General features: G+C 71.5%; 14 protein-coding genes and 1 pseudogene. 5 read left to right on the top strand and 10 right to left on the bottom strand.

Features of this window, described 5'->3' with window-relative positions; translation table 11 throughout:
* Positions 1-66 precede the first annotated feature (66 nt).
* From ACLJTM_RS20625 to ACLJTM_RS20610, 4 genes are all read right to left on the bottom strand, one after another.
* Complete coding sequence (locus ACLJTM_RS20625) at positions 67-267, bottom strand: hypothetical protein (protein ID WP_411105129.1); 201 nt, start codon at positions 265-267, stop codon at positions 67-69.
* A gap of 104 nt (positions 268-371) precedes the next feature.
* Entirely contained in the window at positions 372-500 is a 129-nt protein-coding gene (locus tag ACLJTM_RS20620; RefSeq protein ID WP_411105128.1) for a hypothetical protein, read from the bottom strand.
* A 670-nt stretch (positions 501-1,170) separates the two neighbouring features.
* The gene (locus ACLJTM_RS20615; RefSeq protein ID WP_411105312.1) at positions 1,171-1,725 is read right to left on the bottom strand and encodes a DUF6193 family natural product biosynthesis protein; all 555 of its coding nucleotides are present in this window, start codon (positions 1,723-1,725) and stop codon (positions 1,171-1,173) included.
* Positions 1,726-2,017: 292 nt separating this feature from the next.
* Complete coding sequence (locus ACLJTM_RS20610) at positions 2,018-2,554, bottom strand: hypothetical protein (RefSeq protein WP_411105127.1); 537 nt, start codon at positions 2,552-2,554, stop codon at positions 2,018-2,020.
* Between the two features lie 730 nt (positions 2,555-3,284).
* On the opposite strand from ACLJTM_RS20610, the gene ACLJTM_RS20605 reads away from it, so the two are divergent.
* Positions 3,285-3,731 (top strand): DUF4352 domain-containing protein, encoded by a 447-nt coding sequence (locus ACLJTM_RS20605; RefSeq protein ID WP_411105126.1) that lies wholly within the window; start codon positions 3,285-3,287, stop codon positions 3,729-3,731.
* A gap of 463 nt (positions 3,732-4,194) precedes the next feature.
* Positions 4,195-4,985, top strand: a pseudogene (locus ACLJTM_RS20600) (Helicase associated domain protein); the annotation flags it as partial.
* A gap of 427 nt (positions 4,986-5,412) precedes the next feature.
* Here ACLJTM_RS20600 and ACLJTM_RS20595 read toward each other — a convergent pair.
* Positions 5,413-6,528, bottom strand: coding sequence for a hypothetical protein (locus ACLJTM_RS20595; protein ID WP_411105125.1), 1,116 nt, complete (start codon positions 6,526-6,528; stop codon positions 5,413-5,415).
* A gap of 364 nt (positions 6,529-6,892) precedes the next feature.
* Here ACLJTM_RS20595 and ACLJTM_RS20590 point away from each other — a divergent pair, with 364 nt between their 5' ends.
* The 3 genes from ACLJTM_RS20590 (at position 6,893) to ACLJTM_RS20580 (ending at position 9,049) form a co-directional block, all read left to right on the top strand.
* Positions 6,893-7,198 (top strand): hypothetical protein, encoded by a 306-nt coding sequence (locus tag ACLJTM_RS20590; protein WP_411105123.1) that lies wholly within the window; start codon positions 6,893-6,895, stop codon positions 7,196-7,198.
* Positions 7,195-7,506 (top strand): hypothetical protein, encoded by a 312-nt coding sequence (locus tag ACLJTM_RS20585; protein ID WP_411105122.1) that lies wholly within the window; start codon positions 7,195-7,197, stop codon positions 7,504-7,506. The genes ACLJTM_RS20590 and ACLJTM_RS20585 overlap by 4 nt, the downstream gene beginning before the upstream one ends.
* A 616-nt stretch (positions 7,507-8,122) precedes the next feature.
* The gene (locus tag ACLJTM_RS20580; RefSeq protein WP_411105121.1) at positions 8,123-9,049 is read left to right on the top strand and encodes a ribosome-inactivating family protein; all 927 of its coding nucleotides are present in this window, start codon (positions 8,123-8,125) and stop codon (positions 9,047-9,049) included.
* Between the two features lie 486 nt (positions 9,050-9,535).
* On the opposite strand, the gene ACLJTM_RS20575 is transcribed toward ACLJTM_RS20580, so the two are convergent.
* The 5 genes from ACLJTM_RS20575 to ACLJTM_RS20555 all read right to left on the bottom strand — a co-directional run bounded on the left by ACLJTM_RS20575 (position 9,536) and on the right by ACLJTM_RS20555 (position 17,438).
* The gene (locus ACLJTM_RS20575) at positions 9,536-9,880 is read right to left on the bottom strand and encodes a hypothetical protein (RefSeq protein ID WP_411105120.1); all 345 of its coding nucleotides are present in this window, start codon (positions 9,878-9,880) and stop codon (positions 9,536-9,538) included.
* A 422-nt stretch (positions 9,881-10,302) separates the two neighbouring features.
* Positions 10,303-12,081 (bottom strand): thiopeptide-type bacteriocin biosynthesis protein, encoded by a 1,779-nt coding sequence (locus ACLJTM_RS20570; protein ID WP_411105119.1) that lies wholly within the window; start codon positions 12,079-12,081, stop codon positions 10,303-10,305.
* Positions 12,082-12,097: 16 nt separating this feature from the next.
* The gene (locus tag ACLJTM_RS20565; RefSeq protein ID WP_411105118.1) at positions 12,098-14,233 is read right to left on the bottom strand and encodes a TOMM precursor leader peptide-binding protein; all 2,136 of its coding nucleotides are present in this window, start codon (positions 14,231-14,233) and stop codon (positions 12,098-12,100) included.
* Entirely contained in the window at positions 14,230-16,020 is a 1,791-nt protein-coding gene (locus ACLJTM_RS20560; protein ID WP_411105117.1) for a hypothetical protein, read from the bottom strand. Before ACLJTM_RS20560 ends, ACLJTM_RS20565 begins: the two co-directional genes overlap by 4 nt.
* Positions 16,017-17,438 carry a lantibiotic dehydratase C-terminal domain-containing protein gene (locus ACLJTM_RS20555; RefSeq protein ID WP_411105116.1) on the bottom strand — a complete coding sequence of 474 codons (1,422 nt, stop codon included), beginning with the start codon at positions 17,436-17,438 and terminating at the stop codon, positions 16,017-16,019. Before ACLJTM_RS20555 ends, ACLJTM_RS20560 begins: the two co-directional genes overlap by 4 nt.
* Positions 17,439-17,461: the final 23 nt, after the last annotated feature.

The raw sequence follows: 17,461 nt of genomic DNA, 5'->3' as shown, positions 1-17,461 counted from the left end.
GTCCGGCGGGAGGGGTAGCGGGCAGGGGAGTGAGTCCCTTCTGTACGCCGTGCCAGCCGCCTGCCGCTATCGGTCGTCAGCTTTCCCGTTCTTGATCCACTCCCACTTGACTATGCAGATCACGAAGGGCGAGACCAGCATGGCCATCATCCACAGACCCACACTGGCAGGTGAGTAGAGGTAATAACGCCACGGCTCCGGCAACGGCATCGGCGCGATAAAGAGGGCGATCAGCACGCCCCACGTGCCCAGCACCGCCCTTGCCATACGACATGCAATATCCCCATCACTACTCCCCGAGGCCTCGAGCGGACCGGCCACCAAAAAGGGGCGCGCGAACCCCACAGGGGTTCGCGCGCCCTTTTCCGGGCTCAGCCTTCGCCGTGCATCAGCTCGGCAATCAACGCCCAGAGAGCACGTGCGCTCAATGCGACAGCAATCCGCTTCGCCGCCTCGGCAACCGGCCCTACCCACCGGGTCGACTTCTTGTCATTACCCATACCTGCACTCCTTCGGTTGGGGGTTCGGGCCGCAGGGCCGTAGTACGCCCCTGCGGCCTGCCCCCGAGACCAGGAGGAGTGCAGACAACTGTCAGCCTAGACAGGAAGGTTCGAAGGATGAAAGCCCCTGGCGCCGCTCTGTGCCAACGAACCGTTTCGCTCCGCTCAGCGGGACGGCGCTTCGCGACCTTGATGCCGCCTGTCGAGGGTCCTGGGCCAGGGCGAAGACGCGGCCGAAGGCCCCGGGCCCCGCACCGGGCCCGTCCGATCCGCACGCGGGACGGGCGCGACAGGCATGCGGCAGCTGTGCCGCGCGGCCCAAGGCGTCACCAGCCCGCCATCGCGTCGTTACGCCACCAGACCTACCGCTGATGCAAAGTCCTTTCCGTGGGCGGAGGGGACCGCCCCAAGCCGTCGTCCGTACAGGTGAGCACCCTTTCCCGGCCGTGTCATACCGGTTGCCGCAGGTCTTGGACCGGGCATGCGCACCTCACTTGGAGCCGCCATGGCGGCAGCCGTCATGGCGATGCTGACGGCCAGCCCGGCTCAGTCGGCCACCCCGGGCGCCTCCTCTCTGCACGGTCCCGCCGCACACCAGCAGCCTCACCCAGGATTGGGTGTTGGCTCCCGCTCGGCTACTGCAGAGGTCCCCGCGCGCTGCCCGCGGTCCTCAAGCCTCAGCTCGCCGGCCCGAACCCCCTCCGGGGAGGGCGGCCACCACGAGAGCGACGGCTTCCGCCGGCGTCTCGGTGCGTGCGACCAGCCTGCCTTCGTTCCGCACCCCGTACAGCCCCTCGTCGTACGGCCAGATGGTGTGCCCGACCCGCGTCTTCCAGAACTCCTCGACAGTGGCGGAGAACCCGAGGTTGAAGTGACTGTGGACCGGCATCAGCTGGCGGAGCACCGGCTGGGCGTAGGCCGCCGCCAGCACCGCATGGGGACGCGGGTGCCGGTCGTATGGCGGCATGTGGATGCGGTCGAGCTTGACGCGCCACGTCAACTCGACGACACCGAACGGCTCCCGCTCGTGGACGAGGGCCCAGGGGCTGAAGCGGAGGAATGGGGTGCGTGCCTTGGTCTCCTCGAGGCCCGCGCCGCCCGTCCACGCAGCCGTCGCCCTGACCACTTCGGCCAGGTCTGCGGTCCACCCCCAGGCCAAGGGTGTGCCGTTGTCCTTGAGGCTCACCTGGAAAGTCCGACGCTTCTCGCCGGGCGGGTACACCATCACGCTCCGACCGCTCCTCGCGCCGACGTACTCTGCGAGGCGAAGCAGCTTCCTGCCCGACTCGGGCAGGGCAAGCCCGAGCCCTTCAGCCGTTCGCCCTAGCGCAGCCCGGAGAGCTCCGTCCTCGTCCCAGCCACCCCTCGCCAAACCCCACCCCGAAGTTCATCTCAGCAGTGTGGCCGAGTCACCCCGACCTGACGACCGCCACCTTCCGACTGGCGTACCGGCCTGAGCACGATACCGACCTGCGGCCGCCCTGCCTGAGGAGGTCACGTTCACCTTCCGGTTCGCGCTACCGCAGAGCTGCCTTACGGAGCTTCTCCACTGCCTGGGCAGTGGTGGCATCGACGAACTCGGTGTCGTCACCGGCCGACTCGGCAAAGGTGACCGTGACGGTGGTGGCTCCGACGCGCATCACGATCTCGTCGAATCGCTGACCATTCGCACGTATTTGTACGCCGTAGGACTCGTCCCCGCGCGGCGGTGTGCTCAGCACGCCGTATTCGACGGTGTACGTCCCCACGGCGGCGCCCGAGCACTTCTGCCGCATCTGACGCATCAACTCCACCTTCTGCGTCGCGCCCTCAACGCTGGCAAATGCGTCGACACTCACTCCCACCACGGTCTGCTGGTTGCTCTCCCGCATCGTCCTGGTGGCCACGGCGGTCGCCTTGGCACTGCGGAACGAGCCAGCGACCACCTCATCGCACGCCGCGTCCCCGTCCACGCCGTAGACGCCGTGGTCACGCTCCTTGACGTCCGGAGACAGGTCTTCGCTCGTGGTCTTCCAAGCGCCGCGGAGATCGCCCGGGGCGAGCACCGCGGCCACCGTCTGCGCCCCGGTCAGCGGACCGGCCGCCGGAGTCGGCGCCGAACTCGGAACGGGACTGCTGGAAACCCGAGCTCCGGCCCCATGGGTCGGGGCCCTGCCTCCGAGCGGGGCATCCTGGCCGGCCGAGTCCGCTCCACATCCCAGAACGGCGACCGCGGCCAACGGAACCCACCCCATTGCCGCAACCGTCCGACGGTTCCGCCCTTGCATACCGACCCCTCCCGCTGACATGTACAGAAGGGACACTACCGGCAACAAACGCGGAGCCGCCGCGGCGCAATCACGGGCTCAAGCCCGTACGCACGTGCTCGCCCGGACGCCGTACGAGGCCGTCGGGCTGGCGGCGGTCGAGCGGGTGACCGCCTCGGAGCACACCATCGCGGCACGGCTGGCGCGACCCCAGCCGCGCCACACTCGCCCCCGCCGACACTCACGCAACTCCAGTGGCCGGTCCTAACCGGCGCGGCGGCCGGGAACAGGACCCGTGACCGCGCCAGCCCCCGCGTGCGCGCCGCAGCCTTGAGGAGGATCATGCGATATGTCCCTTCGTTCCGCGATCTGCGGAGCCCGTTAACACGGAGGCGCGATGCACCGTGCACTCGCCCTGATACTTTCCGGGCTGTTCGCCGGCGCGGTGGCCTGCGCAGGGGGGACCAGCGTCACCACCACCCCCGGGAGCGGCACCGCGTCCCCGGAGGCGGTGAACGCCACACAATCGGCGAGCCCCATGCCATCGCCATCCCCCTCTGCAACCGCGTCCGCCGCGGTGGGCGACACCATCGACCTCACCGGCATCCGGGACGGGGAGAAGCTCGCGGTCACCCTCGTGAAGGTGGTTGACCCGGCAGGTGCGAAGAGCGAGTACTCCACCCCGCAGGCCGGCACCCGCTTCGTGGCCGTCCAGTTCCGTCTGAAGAACACCGGCATCGCCGTCTACCAGGACTCCCCCGGCAACGGGTCCAAGGTCGTGGACACCCTTGGCCAGCAGTTCGATACCTCATTCGACGACAGCAACGCCGGTGCGAGCTTCCCCGGAAGCATCACCGTCGCGCCGGGCGACACAGGACTGGGGTTCCTCACCTTCGAGGTGCCCAACGCCTCCAAGATCGCCAAAGTGCAGTTCGCGATGAACAGCGGATACTCCTCGAACACCGGCCAGTGGAACGTGCCCTGACCGACCCCTGAGGACACCGCGGCCGCGCACCACCAGCCCGGGCTGCCCGCGTTGTACTTCCCCACCCCACGCTCCAAGGTTCCCTAGACTTGCTTACCTTCGTGCCCATCCGAGACGGACCTGAATATGCGTAGCCCACGGACGCTAGTCAGCAAGATCGGAAAGCGCATGGCGCTGGGGCACCACATCCCTCGACCGGGCGGGGCGGATCCCGATGCCGCGCGCCGCCTGGTCCGCTGCACCTGGGAACTCTCCCTCGACCAGTTCACCGCCAGCGGCAACGCCTTCGCCCGGCCCGTCCTGCGCCTGCTCGCCCTCTCGCACCCGCCCCGGTACCGGTCTCCTTCCTCAGCCCGGAACTGGTCACCGCGGACTGCGGCCTGCCCGTCACCACCGTGACCGTCGAGAGCGCCGAACACATCAGAGCCCGCTGTCTCTCACGACGCTGTCACCAACCCGGGAGATCGCAGCCACCGGCCACCGCGTGCACCGGGCGTTCCTCGCCTCCGTACGCGTCCCTCGGCGAAGGCGTCGACATCACCCGCGAACGCGGCGTGGAGGCGATCTGCTTCGCCGGCACCCGCGGCTCCCAGGTCGAGATCGTCCAGAACATCGGCCGCGCACTGCGTCTCAACCGCGACGGCAGCACCAAGGTCGCCCGCATCATCCTGCCGGTATTCCTGGAGCCGGGTGAGGACCCGACCGACATGGTCGGCTCCGCTGGCTACAGCCGCTTGTAGCGGTCCTTCAGGGCCTCCGCAGTCATGACGACCGCCTCGTCGAGCAGTTCGCCTCCCGCGCCCTCACCCAGGGCCAGCGCAAGATCAACCTCCGGCGCGACAAGGACGGGCGGATCGTCGGCACCGGCGGCGAGGGCGAGGACCAGGAGGACGGCGCCTACGCCGCAGCCCAATCGGCGCTGCTCCACTTCTCCAGCCCACGCGATGCAGCCACCATCGCCGCGTTCCCACGCACCCGCGTCTACCGGCCCGAGGCCCTGTCGTGGCCGGAGGGCTACCAAGCTCTGCTGCGCTGGCGAGCGGTCGGAGAACGAGATCACCGGTCTCTACGCCGTCCCGTACGACACCGACCGAAGTCGGAGTCACCAAAGCGGTTCCTCTGGGGCGGTGGGTGCACCAGCAGCGCAAGGCCCTGCGGGCCGGGGAGTTGGAGGACCGACGCAGGACCCTGCTGAACGCCCCGGAGGCCGGGATGGTGTGGGAGTCCGGCGAAGAGGGATGGGAGGCCAAACTGCGCCGCGGGGGACCGGCCGGTGGGGGCCTTCCCGTTCTACCCATTGTGTGAGGGCTGTCAGTCCGCGCCGGAATGCCTGCTGTGCCTTGCTTGGTCTCCTCGTCCCGCGGTTGGCTGCAGGGGCGGGGAGAGTGTGCGGTCGGGTTACGCCGAGCTTGGTCAACCGTTCCTGCCGCTGGGGCAGGAGCCGCGCCCAGATGGCCGGCTGCTTCCGTTGCCGGAGCCACCGCCCGATGTCGTCGCCGTCGAAGACGACACCCGGCGCGATGTGGGGCAGGACGCCGTCGATGTCGACCAGGTCCGCGAGCACGCGGTACTGCCGCTGCCAGCCGAGTGGCCTGGGGCAGTTACAGTCCCTGTCGATCGCGCTCAGTTGTGTTGCGCTTACGGCGGAGGACCCAGGCCGCCTGTGGAGGGCCTCGGGTTGTCACCTCTCTGCGCGGGCTGTCAGGTGCCGAGGCTCCCAGTTGGACAGTCGCCACTGCCCGGGCCACGGATCGGGGCGCGGGAGAGCGTGGTCGTCTTCCCTGATCCATCTCAGTCCGGCGGTTACTGTTCGGCCGTCGGGGTGGGTCAGGCGGGCGGTCACTGTGCACGCTGCGGGCATGTCGTGCCCGACAGCGACGATCTCGAATGCGGTGAGTGGAAGGTCCTGGTAGGCGCGGCGTAGTTCGCTGCGTGCCTTATTGCCATGCTTGGTGTGTAGGTCACGGCTGATGAGGTCGCTCATGGATCCGAAGTTGCCGCGTATCCAGTACGTCAACAGACGCTCGGAGAGTTCGTGGGCCGGGTGAGCGGTGAACGCCTCGCTGTCGGGAAGGAACTCGTGCGGTGACCACTGCTCGGTGAGCCGGTTGATCTGGGCTTGATCCACCAACTGCCCGAGAGTGTCCCTGAGCTGTTTCCTCAGTGCCGGCCAGGTAGGAGGTTCGGCGGCTTCCTGCTGCTGTCCCTTCTCCCTTGCGCGTGCCCAGTCGGCGACGGCGAACAGCCGGTTCCATGCCTTCGTGGCGACGACGATGTTGTCGTAGTTGAGGATGCTGCCGTGCACGATGCCGTTGCGGTACAGCTCGTGGACCGGTTCTTCCCGCGTAGCCGTGCGCCCCTTGGTGAAGGTTCGGTGGGCGTGCTGCAGGCCGCGGTGGTGACCCACGACGCTGTCCCAGGCGTGCAGTTCCTCCGGCGCCCGTGCGTGCAGGCTGCGGCGTACGGTCTCGAACTCGTTGACGAACCCGTCCATGACGCTCAACAGGACGTGGACGCAGGAGTAGAGGCGGCCGGCGAAGTAGTCCTCCTGAGCCTTCTCGACCAAGGGCAACCGGCGGCGCATCGCGGGCAGGTTTCGCAGCGGCACGAGCATGAGACGCAGGTGCTTGCTGTCGTTGTAGTGGTCGATGAGCATCTTCTCGGCCTGGTCCGGATCCTCGGGCGCTTCGGTAAGGAGCGCGCGCACCACTGTCAGTGACAAGTGATCGTGGAAGATCCAGTGCTTGTCGCTGAGCAGGTCGTAGAAGGCATCGACGGTCTCGGCGAGCTCCCGCATCTGCCGTTCGATCGCCTTGATCCCTGCTCTCCTGGGCCATGCGAACAGGCGCAGAGCCTGCAGCTGCCGTTCTGATTCCAGAAACGAGGGAAGATCGCGAGTCGAAGCGTAGGACAGGGCTGCATCGTACGAAGTACGGCTGACAGCGCCGCCAGGATCTCCCGAGCGGGCGCTGGCCCTGTACACCCAGCGCGCCGACGAAGCGTGAGCGTCCCCACGCGCCCGAGCCTCCGGTGTCGTCCTCGACCGGGCCCTGTGCCCATCGCGGCCCCGACACGGGTGGCGGCGCACTATCGTGGGGCTGCCGACCTCTGGAGGGACCACCGTGACATCCGCTCCGGGACACCCCTACGGTGTCCCCCCCATGCCCGAGCGCAGCATTCCCGCCCTGCGCGCCGCGATCGCAGCGCACGCTCCTGACCTCCTTGCCGATTTCGAGGCCGGGTGGCGGGCCAAAGTAGCTGATACCTACGATATCGGCGCGGCCCCGGCGTTCCTGGCCCGGTGGTGGGCCGAGTACGGTCTTGCCCGCGACCCCGAGCTCGACCGGCACGTCCGCGACCTGGAAGAGCGTGCTGCGCAGTCCACGGACCCAGACAAGGCCAAGGCGTTCTTGGAGGAAGCGGCCGCTATTCACCAGCGTGCCGCCCGACTCGGACCGGGCGAGTGAGCGAGGAGTTCACCGGACCGCCCTGGGCCGTCGACTGGACCAAGATCGCCTCCGAGTACCGCGACAGCCTCCCCCTCACGGTCAGGGACCTGATCGTCGACGCGGTCGTCGAACTGCTGTCGTCCCGCCACCCCTACCGCGACGACGGCCTGGACATCACCAAGATCAGCATCGAACCCGCCCGCTCCACCCAACCCCGCGGCGCCCACATCCTCAACTTCGACCACAACCGCGGCTGGCTGCGCTACACCTTCATCCACCGCACCGCCGAACCCCAGATCATCATCGAAACCGTCTTCTGGCAGTAGCCCTCGCCCAGTCCGGATCGAAGCACCACGCTGTGCATCCCGGACCGCCGAGCCTTAAGGGCGGGATCATCCCGGACACCACCGACTCCACGGGCAGGGCGAACCTCACAGCCCCTGCCGGCCAGCATGTGAACAGGCACACCCACGGCAGCCAATCATCCTCACGATCGGCATCCGACAGCAGCAGCCTGGTCACCCCATGACAGCCATGATCATTACGCCTGCCTAGCCTGGCCTGCAAACACCGGTACCACCGCGGCTGACGCCCACCCGGTGCCACTGCCGCGCCCATTCACGCCTCACTCTCATGAAGCCGGCACATCGCACTACTTTTGCGGGTGGAATTGCCTGGTGCGCCTCGGCAGGGCCCAGTTGACTCAAGGACACGGCAGGCAGAACCGGAGCCGAGATACGCGTCGCTGGCAGGCTTCAGTGATGCGTCACGTTGTGTTTGCCGACCGGGGTGTGAAGCAGCGTGGCCGGCGCGCCGCAGACCAGGGGGAAGCTCCGGTTCTGATGTGCCGCTTCGCGCTGCCGTCCCCGTTCCACGACTTGGAGAGGTGCGCTCATGAGCGAACGAGATTTGTCCCGACGGTCCTTCACGAGGATCGGTGCTATGGCGCTGGCACTCCCCGCACTGGGGGCGCTGCATGGCGTGGCCGCTCCGCATGCCCACGCAGATACCAATCACCTGTGGTCCGACATGGACTGGCGCATGACGGGCTATGACGGTGAGCGCGGAACCATGGACGCCGCCCGGCAGGGGTCGCAGTACCAGCTTCTGGTGCGCGGGCTGCGTAACCTCACCACCCAGCCGATGATGAGTGCCCAGGGCAATCCCAATTTTCTTGACACGACAAGGCGTGGGGCCGAAAACCCCTCTGAACGCGTCATCCGGATCTTGCTCTGGAACCCCCGCGGCGAGGCCCACGTTGCGCTGTACTTCAACGTCGACAACCTGTACCTGATGGGTTTCAGCTCGCACGGCCACCACTACCGCTTCGACGACGCCTCTTTCAGTCACCTGTCGCGGAGCATCGGTCGCCGCTTCGGTGAGAATCCTCCCTTGGTCAGGGTGATGCATTCCACCGGGCGCTACGCCACGATGCACGCTCCGGCCGAGTGGCGGGGAAACCAGGCATACTCGACGTACAACTTCCAGTCCCACCTGCGAACCCTGGAAAACGTCACCGAGTACAACATGAATTCCCAAGATGTGGGTCGGGCGCTCGCCTTCTTCATCGGCGCCACCTCCGAGGCCGCCCGTTACGGCTGGATCGAGGAACGCATCGCCAGCGTCATCGTGCGAGGATATGACCCGAGCGACTCCAATCGCCCGGTGCACCTCGGCGCTTTCGGCACCGACCTCCAGAACGCCTGGGACCCCCTGTCTGTACTGGCCCACCAGACCCTCCAAGGACGCCCCAACGTCGCTCCGGTGCGCATCGACGGGCGCGATTACCGCGACTTCAGGCAGTTCGTGAACGGGAGCGCCGGTCCCCGCATCGCCCCCTTCATCGGCATTCTCGGTAAGGGCGTCTGATCCGCAGCGCCGTTCCGGCCGGGGTGCGATCCCTCGGTTTCATGTCAGTGCGCCACCTGCACAGGTATGGCCCCATGACAGCGAAATCGCCGCGATCTCTCATACCTATGACAGTGCACTCATGGAGGAAAACCGGGTTGACCTGCGGCAATGTGCTGCCTCACCACTGTCTGTCACTCCGCTGCCCCGAAACCGAGAGATCGCAGCAGCACCCGCCCAGGCCGGAGTCGGTCTGCAGGAATAGGCAAACCCGTGACAGCCACACACGACCGTGCTGGCCACCTCATGGCAGCCGCTTGGGCACTCCATGACAGCCAAGATCACCAGCACCGGACAACCGAAGTCACGAAATCCCCGAGCTAAGACAAGCCCGGTCGAAGCGGCCGCCGCGGGGGAGACGAAGCGTGCTGTGTCGAATGCGGCGGAAGGGCCTTGTTCGAAGGCGAAGCTCCAGCCCGGTCCGGCCCGGCCGACGCTGAGCAGTGCCTAGTCGTCGTAGCTTGAGAAGACGTGCTGGTCGGGTCTGTGGTGCCGCGTAACATCCCACTGCCGCAGGGGCGGGGAGAGCACCGTGCCGGGCTCTGAGCCGAGCAGCGCGGGCAGCTCGTCCGGGGCTACGCCTTGCACGAGGATCATCCGGTAGTCGCTTAATGATGTCTGCCCGGGGCGCAGCCCGCCGGGTTGGACGAGCCAGGACAGCCCGTCGGGGTTCCGGTCGCCGGCGGGGGCCGGGGCCGGGCCGCGCTCGCCGCCGCGTGGGCTCTGCAGGAGCTCGAGGCGCCGTTTGGTGGTCAGGACCGGGGCCAGCAGGGGGTCGGCGAGCAGGCCCACCGGTGCGAGGTGGCCCGGGCCGAGTGGCGCCCACGAGGGGATCGCGGTACGCAGGACGCGGCAGGCGGTATCGGTGTCGCCCCAACGGGCATGCTCGCGGGACTCGTGGACGGCCTCGCCGAACGCTCCACCGGGCTGGTAGCGGTACGTCCCCTCGCGTACGGCTCGCTGGATGTCGGCTGCGGCTCGCGCGGTGTCGGGGAAAATCTTGGGGTCGGAGCAGTGCCAGTCCTCGTCGGGTCGGCCGCTGTGATGAGATCGGCGGCTTTCAGGGGGAGCTGTTCGCTGAGGAAGCGGGGGTTGTCGGGGTGCGGCGGCTGGGCCCCGTACCTGCGCGTGCCGCCAGGAACCCTGCTGCTACCGGGCCGGAATCCATCCCTCACCGATGACGCCCACGCCCCGCCACCACACCCCCCCACTTTTCAGCCGGCGCGGACGAGCGGGCGGCGGCCCAATGGGATGAGGTACTGGAGCGGTTGGGCCAGGTCGTCCAGGCCGAGCAGTTCGTGGGCCAGGTCGTCGTGGAAGCCGCCCAACGGGGTCCCGCCCAGCCCGAGCGCCGAGGCGGTCAGCAGGAGGGTCTGGGCCATGTGGCCGGTCTCCAGGAGGGCCAGGCGCAGGGCGCGCAGGCCGTAGCGGCGGCGCAACAGCCCGAGGTCGGCGTAGAGGGCGAGCACGACCGGGGCGGCGTCGATGCCGATGGCGACGGGGTCCTCGGCGGGCCGGGACAAGTAGGTGGAAAGCGCCTGGACGGCCGCGAGGGGCGGGGGCGGTCCGACGGGGCGCAGGGTCCGCCGTTCGGGCTCGCACGCGTACGTGCCGGCGGGGACCCCGTCGACGTCGAAGACCAGCAGGCGCACCCGTGCGGTGTGCAGGGCGCCGGCGCTCGGGTAGGGCCGGTGGGTGCCGGTCGGGGAGAGGGAGTTCCACAGCAGGGAGCCCAGGGTCGCGGCGTCGAGGGGACCGGTCAGTGGGCCGCGCAGGCAGGAGCGCCCCGCGAGGACCTCACCCAGCGACACGTCGGGCAGCGGGCTTTCGGGCAGGGGCAGTTCGGAGGGTGAGCGGTCCGTGCCGGGAGCCGTCGCGGTCGCGGCGGGGCCCGTCGCCCCGGGCGGCAGGACGCGCAGGGCCGTGTCCTCGCCCCGGCCGATCTGAAACTTGCTCCGCTCCAGGTATTGGATGTCGGCCGCGGTGTGGCCCACCGGGAAGAAGTGGGGCGCCTCCTCCGTCTCCAGCAGGGTCCGGGCGGCCAGTCGGCACACGGCCCGCTCCTCGTCGGGGGTGACGCCGAGCCGGTTGAGCAGCATGTGCAGCTGGGAGCCCCACACCCGGGCCGACTCCGCCTCGGAGAGGCCGGCCCCGTCGGGTGACCGCAGCCGGTCTTCGCTCGCGCGCACCCGGTCGACCCAACGAACCAGCCAAGGCTGCGCGCTGCCGTCCGCGAGCTGTTGCCGTGCGGTCCGGGCGCGGTCGGCGAGGCCCGTGCGCCGTGCGGCGTAGACGGAGTTGACCCGGCTGTGGACGGAGGCACCGGGCAGGAGTTCCACCTCGGTGACCCAACGCCAGCCCGACGCGTGGGAGCGCAGCCGGCGGGCCGCCGTGAGCCGGTCCAGTCCGAGTGCGTACGTGGTGGCATGGACGAGGTCGACGCCGAGCAGCAGCCGGGCGGCGGCGACCTCCGCGGGCCCGGCGGCGGACAGGGCCGGCTCGCGCAGGGCTCCGAGAGCGGCCTGGGTGGAGTGGGCGAAGACCTCTTCGGCGAGGGGGAGGGCGCGGGGGCCTCCGTAGCGGTCGGTCTCGGGCACGTAGGGCACCGTACGGACCTCCGCGTGTCGCGAGGGCCACGGCCCGGGGACGGCGGGGACCTCGGCCGCCGCCCTGGCGAGCTGCGCGGGGAGGCGGGCGGCGGCTTCCGCATCGAGGCCGCGCACGCGCAGGCGCAGGTGGGGGCCGCCTTCGGCGTAGCGGATGAAGAACCAGGCGGAGGCCTCGCCGGCGGCGACCAGGCCGTCGAGGAGGGGGGCCGCGAAGCCGGTCAGGAACGCGTCGGCGTCCTCGGCGCCGGAGTGCAGGAAGACGTGGAAGCCCTGCCAGGTGTCGGCCTGCGGCGCGGTCACAGGGATGGCGGTGGTGGCGGGTGCGGCCACGGGGATGGCGGTGGTGGGTGCGGTGGTGGTGACGGCGGGCTGTCGGGTGCTCATGTGGGGTCCTCGGGCGTCAGGGGAAGGGGTGCGGGTGGAGCGGCAGGTCCGCGTGGCGCAGGGGACGGTCCGTGCGCCCGAGCCGGTGGGGCACCTCCCACAGCCGGGGCAGCCCGACCGTGCGGCGGTTGACGTGCCCGAAGGTCATCGGGAGGGCGCCGGGGACGATGACCTTGACGCAGTGCAGGCCCAGTCGGGCCCGCAGGCCCGGCTCGCTCTGATCCACGGTGATCACCTCCAGGCCCGCTCCGGCCAGGCGTTCCACCGTCCGGGTGAGGAGCGCGGAGAGGTCGTCCACGGGGGTGGGTGCGCCGGGGAACGCCCGCGCGAGCGGGACGGGCGGGGTGTCGGCGAGGAGGAAGGCCAGGCGGGGGGCGGCTTCGGGGAGGGTGTTGAGTCCGACGTGGTCGTCGAGGGTCTCGACCAGGTCGGGCCGCTCCAGCATGGGGCGCAGGCGGAGCGGGTCGCGCGGGCGGCCCTCGGCGAGCGAGCGGTGCGGTGCGTCCAGGACGTTGGTGACGACCTCGGCGACGGCGGAGCGGATCGCCGCGCGCGGATCGTGGTGGGCTCCGGCCGCCAGGAACATGCGGGGCGCGTCGGGGTGCGCCCCCTCGTACCGGCAGGTGGCGATGACGGCCGGGATGCCGAAGTCATTGGTGGCGTCGTGGAGTTCGAGACGGTAGCCGGCGAGGGTCGCTCGGTCGGCGAGGAGAGTGGTGTCGGGGTCGTCGGGCGGCATCTCCAGCCGCCGCAGGGGGGTGGCCGCGTACCAGGCCATCAGGAAGGCGTCGCGTTCCGCGATCTCGAAGAGGCCGTAGAGGGCCGCCTCTTCGGGGCTGTTGCCGAGTCCGCACCCGTTGGAGGACTCGTAGACCACGCGCGGCCGGCCGGGACCCGGCACGTCCCAGTAGGCGGCGTGTTCGGGGACGGCGATCTCCCGCCGCCGGGTGAGCGACCAGGCCCGTACCCAGTCCATGCGCAGTTCGGGGGTGTACGGAACGGTCGTGGACGCCGGGCGGACGGGGCGATGGGTATCGGGGCGGTGGGCGTCGGGGCCGTGGGCATCGGGGCCGTGGGCATCGGGGCCGTGGGCATCGGGGCCGTGGGCATCGGGGCCGTGGGCATCGGGAAGGTGGGCGAGGTCGGGGAGGTGGGCGAGGTCGGGGAGGCCGAGCCGGACGGGGTCCAGCGCCCGGTCGGGTCCGAGTTCGGCGTAGGAGGCGCGCAGGTCGGTGCGGCGCCCGGTGGGACGCATGCCCGCGTACCGTTCGACGGCCTCGAAGAAGGCGATCCGTTCGCTGTCGGGGAAGTCGTGGGCGCGGCCGTATCCCCCGTCGTCGAGGGGGCGGCCGTCCGTGACGTGCGCGGTGGTGAGGCAGAACGCGGACTCCTCGGAGCGCATGAGACGGCGCACCGGACCGAAGCGCTCGTCATGCAGGACGTCCCTCAACTGCGTCCCCGTGGTGCGTGGGTTGGGCTGGCGCAGTCGATACGGGTCGGGCAGCGGGCGCGGCTGCGACGGCAGGGGGGAGGGCGCGGACGCCGAGTCCGCCGGCAGCGGCGAGCACACCGCGCAGCCGCCGACGGGGCGGACGCGGTGGGTGGACCAGGTGCCGCGGCCCTGGTGTACGAGGTGGACGGTGGCGGTCGCGGTCGCGGGGGACCCTGTTCCGCCTTCGGCCGCGGTGGCGGTCGCACCGACGGGTGCGTCCTCGTCGGGGGCGAGGAGGTCGAGGGCGAGGGCTCCGAGGGATGCGACGAGCGCCGGGGAGGGCACGCCGCCCAGGGCCAGTCCCTTGTCGCGCCAGGGAACCCGTCCGCCTGCCGTGGCCAGGCGTTGCTGTTCGGTGCACCCCAGGCAGGCGGCCGCCCCGGGGCGCAGGACGGGGCCGATGATCGCGAGGGGCCCGTCGAGGCGTACGGGGACCAGGGCCACGGGGTGGTTCAGGGCGTGCCGGCTCAGCTCCTCGGCGAGGCCCGGGGTCCACCGGGTCAGCAGGACCACAGCCGGGCCGGAGGTGACGGTGGTCGCGCAGGCCTCGTCGACCACCGGGACGGGCGTCGACCCCGGGGTGGCCAGGGTGGCGGCCAGTGCGGGGGCAAGGGCGTCCAGGGGAACGGGCGGGGTCGGCCGTGCGGAGGTGGTGGTCATGTCGGTTCCTCCGGGGTGTGCAGGACGGTGAACCCGAACGCCGTCAGCAGGTCGGTGAGTTCGCCCGGCGGTGCGGGGCGGAGCGGCTCCCCGGTCAGTCGGCGCAGCGCGCCCTGGAGGCGCTGCTCGCGGTCCGCGAGGTCGGCCGACCAGCGCCCCGTCCCGCCGAGGCCTTCCCAGGGGGCCGTCCGGGCCCCGGCCGCGGCCAGCGGTGCGACGGCAGCGCCCGAGGGGCGGGCGGGACGGTCGGAGGGGGCGCAGACGGCCGCGACGGCGGCGAGGCAGGCGAAGGCGGCGGCATCGGCCGGGGCCGCCTCGACGGCCTCGCCGAGCAGCCGGCCACCGGGCCCCGCCGAGCGCACGACGGCGCGGTACACCTCCTCCCCCGGGGCGACCCGGGTGACGTCCAGGCGGGCGGACACGTCGAGTCGTACGGTCAGCGTCGTCCACCAGTGGCGGGCCTGCGGGTGCCTCGACCACTGCTCGGCGGGTACGGGCGACTCCCCGGCGGCGCGGCCGGTGCGGCGCGCGGCAGCCCGCCGCAGGGCCCGTCCCCGGGCGTGCCCGGGATGGGCTCCCACCGTGAACCGGGCGTCGCCCAGGCGGATTTCGGCGGCCCGGCAGAACAGTTCCAGGCGGGCCAGGTCCAGTCGGGGCGCGCCGCCGGTCAGCGATACGTCCGGCCCGTCCGGGTCCGCGAGGACGCATCCGGCGAGGGGAACGGGGAGCTGGCGCAGGTCACCGGGGAGCGGGAGCGGGAGGGCCCCGCAGCGTTCGTCCCCGAGGGCGGCCACCCTGCGCAGGGCGGAGCCGAGGGTGTCGGCGGGCGCCAGAGCGGCCCGCCGGTCGGGGTCATGGCGCCGGGGTCCGATCCAGGCGTGGTACCGGGCGCGGGGCGGGCGGGCATCGGCGAGGAGCACCACGGGCAGCCCGGCCGGCAGGGTCCCCTCGACCTCCTCGAACGCCGGGTCGGGCAGCCCGCCGAGCACGCACATCAACCGTTGCGCGGCGGCCCCGCCCAACAGGGCCACGGACACCCCCGAAGCCCCGAACTCCTCCCCTGCCGAGCCTACTTCCCCTGCGGGGTCGGGATCGCGCTCGGGGGCGGGGCGGACCAGGCGGGATTCCAGGGCCCGGGCGTCGGCTCGGGCTTGGCGGGGGGTGCCCGGGGCGGTCGCGTAGCCGGTCGGGCCCCGGAATCCCAACGCGAGGGCCCGCTGCGAGGTCCCGGCGCGGGCGTGGAGCAGGACCCGGTGCGCCGGCAGGGTCGGGTCGGCGGTACGGGTGACGCTCAGGCCGCCCCGCTCCAGCGCCCGGCCCGCGGCACGGGCGAGGGGGTGGTCCGGATCCGCCGCCACCACCTCGGCCCGTCCCGCAGCGAGGGTGGCGGCGACGGCGCGGGCGCCCGCCTCGGTGGCCCGGGGGCCGGCGCTCGCCTCGGCCCACTCCACCACCGCTCCGGCCGCCGCCACCGCCATCTCGGCCCCGTCGGGCGCGTCGGCCGCGTCCGGCGCGCCGGCACCGTCGGGCGCGCCGGCCAGGAGCAGGTCGTGTGCCTCAAGTTGGGCGATCAGCGTGTCGACGGCACCGCGCAGGGCCGAGGTCGGAGCGACACCGGCCAGCAGTTCGTCGACCCGGCCCGCCCGCAGCGGCCCCTCCAGCGACCGCCACAGCGCGGGCAGGGCGGCGCTGCCCTCCAGGGTGAGGGTGCCGTGCCGGCCGCGCAGGTGCAGCCCTTCGCGCAGCGGGGTCACGGCGACCCCCGGGCGCAGCCTCGGCCCGCTCATGCCGCCCCCTCGGCCACGACGGCGCGCAGCGCCTCGGTGCGTACCGCCGCGCCGGTACGCACCGCGTCGGTACGCGCCGCGTCGGCGGCCGCGCGGACCTCCGTGCGCCAGTCGCAGCCGGTCAGGTCGGGAACGGTGCGGATGACCAGGTGGGCGGCCACGTACCGTTCCAGCGGCCGGACGTCGCACAGTGCGAGGAGCCGGTAGAGGGCGTTGGTGGTGGCCCGGTGGATCAGGTAGTCGGGGCGGCTCCACATCGTTCCGTGTGGGTCGGAGCTGCTCAGCAGCCGGTGGAACTCGCTGTAGCGGGTGCGCAGTTCGGGGTTCCAGCGGGTGGCGGCCGCCAGGTCTCCGGTGGCGGCGGCACGGTCGCGGTAGGCGGCGGGCACGCCGTGGAGGTCCTCGCCCGCCTCGTACCGTTTCCGGGTCAACCGCCAGGCCTCGGCGCAGTAGGCCGTCCAGGCCCGCTCCCCGCCCAGGGCGGTGCCTTCGGTCAGTCGGGCGACGAGGGCGGTCGTCGCGTCGCCGGCGCGGTCCCACTGGCGGTCGAAGGCCGCTCTCAGCCTGCCGTCGGGGTCCTCGTGGACGAGGAAGTCCTCCAGGTGGGATACGTACGAGTAGTGGGCGCCCGCGAGGCCGTCCGGGTGGGCCGCCGCGTGCGCGGCGAGGGCGGTCACCGCGAGGTGCAGTCGGGCCGGCGCGGCGTCGCCGCGTTCCCCGAGGAAGTCGGCGCCGGCCCTCAGGGCGGGCAGCCCGGCGCGCAGGAGGTCCTCGCGCAGGGCCGTGCCGCTGTCCCCGAGGAGTTCGCGCACGGGCCCTCGGTCCACGGGGGCCACGCGGACGGTGTTGTCCGGGACGAGGGGCCCGTAGGGCGGGGCGATGAGCTCGGTGCGTCCCGACTCGGCCGCCGAGGCCAGGAGTTGGGCATCGGTGAGGTCATCGCGCGAGGGGTGCTCGCGCAGTCGGTCCCGGATTCGGGACGCGGCGGACGCGGCGAAGGCGCGCACCCGCCCGGACGGCCCCTGGAGGCGCAGCCGTACGTGCGGGCCGTGCAGCCAGTGCCGTTCCAGGTGGGCGGCCAGCCCCTCGGCTGCGGCGTCCGCGGCGAGCGGAAGCATGACGGCACGCAGCAGGGGTGCCTTGACGGGGTCCCGGTAGTAGGCGATCACGTCCAGGGCGTCCGCGTCCGGGGCGATCACGTCCAGGGCGCCCGCGTCCAGGGCGATCACGTCCAGGGGACCGCCGTCCGAAGGCCTCGCGTCCAGGGGACCGCCGTCCGAAGGCCTCGCGTCCGAGGGCCTCGTGTCCGAGGGCCTGACGTCCCTGTCACGGGCGGCCGAGGCCGCGGTGTCACGGGGGCCCCGCGCCTGCCCGGTGTGCGGGGCGGCGCCGGCGTCTTGCGCGTGCGGTGCTGTCACGGCTCCTGCCTCTCCGTCGATCT

The sequence above is a fragment of the Streptomyces sp. cmx-4-9 genome (assembly GCF_046548835.1).
In the GTDB taxonomy this organism is placed as follows: domain Bacteria; phylum Actinomycetota; class Actinomycetes; order Streptomycetales; family Streptomycetaceae; genus Streptomyces.
The sequence above is the reverse complement of the archived record's forward strand: the minus strand, read 5'-3'. Positions and strand labels throughout refer to the sequence as shown.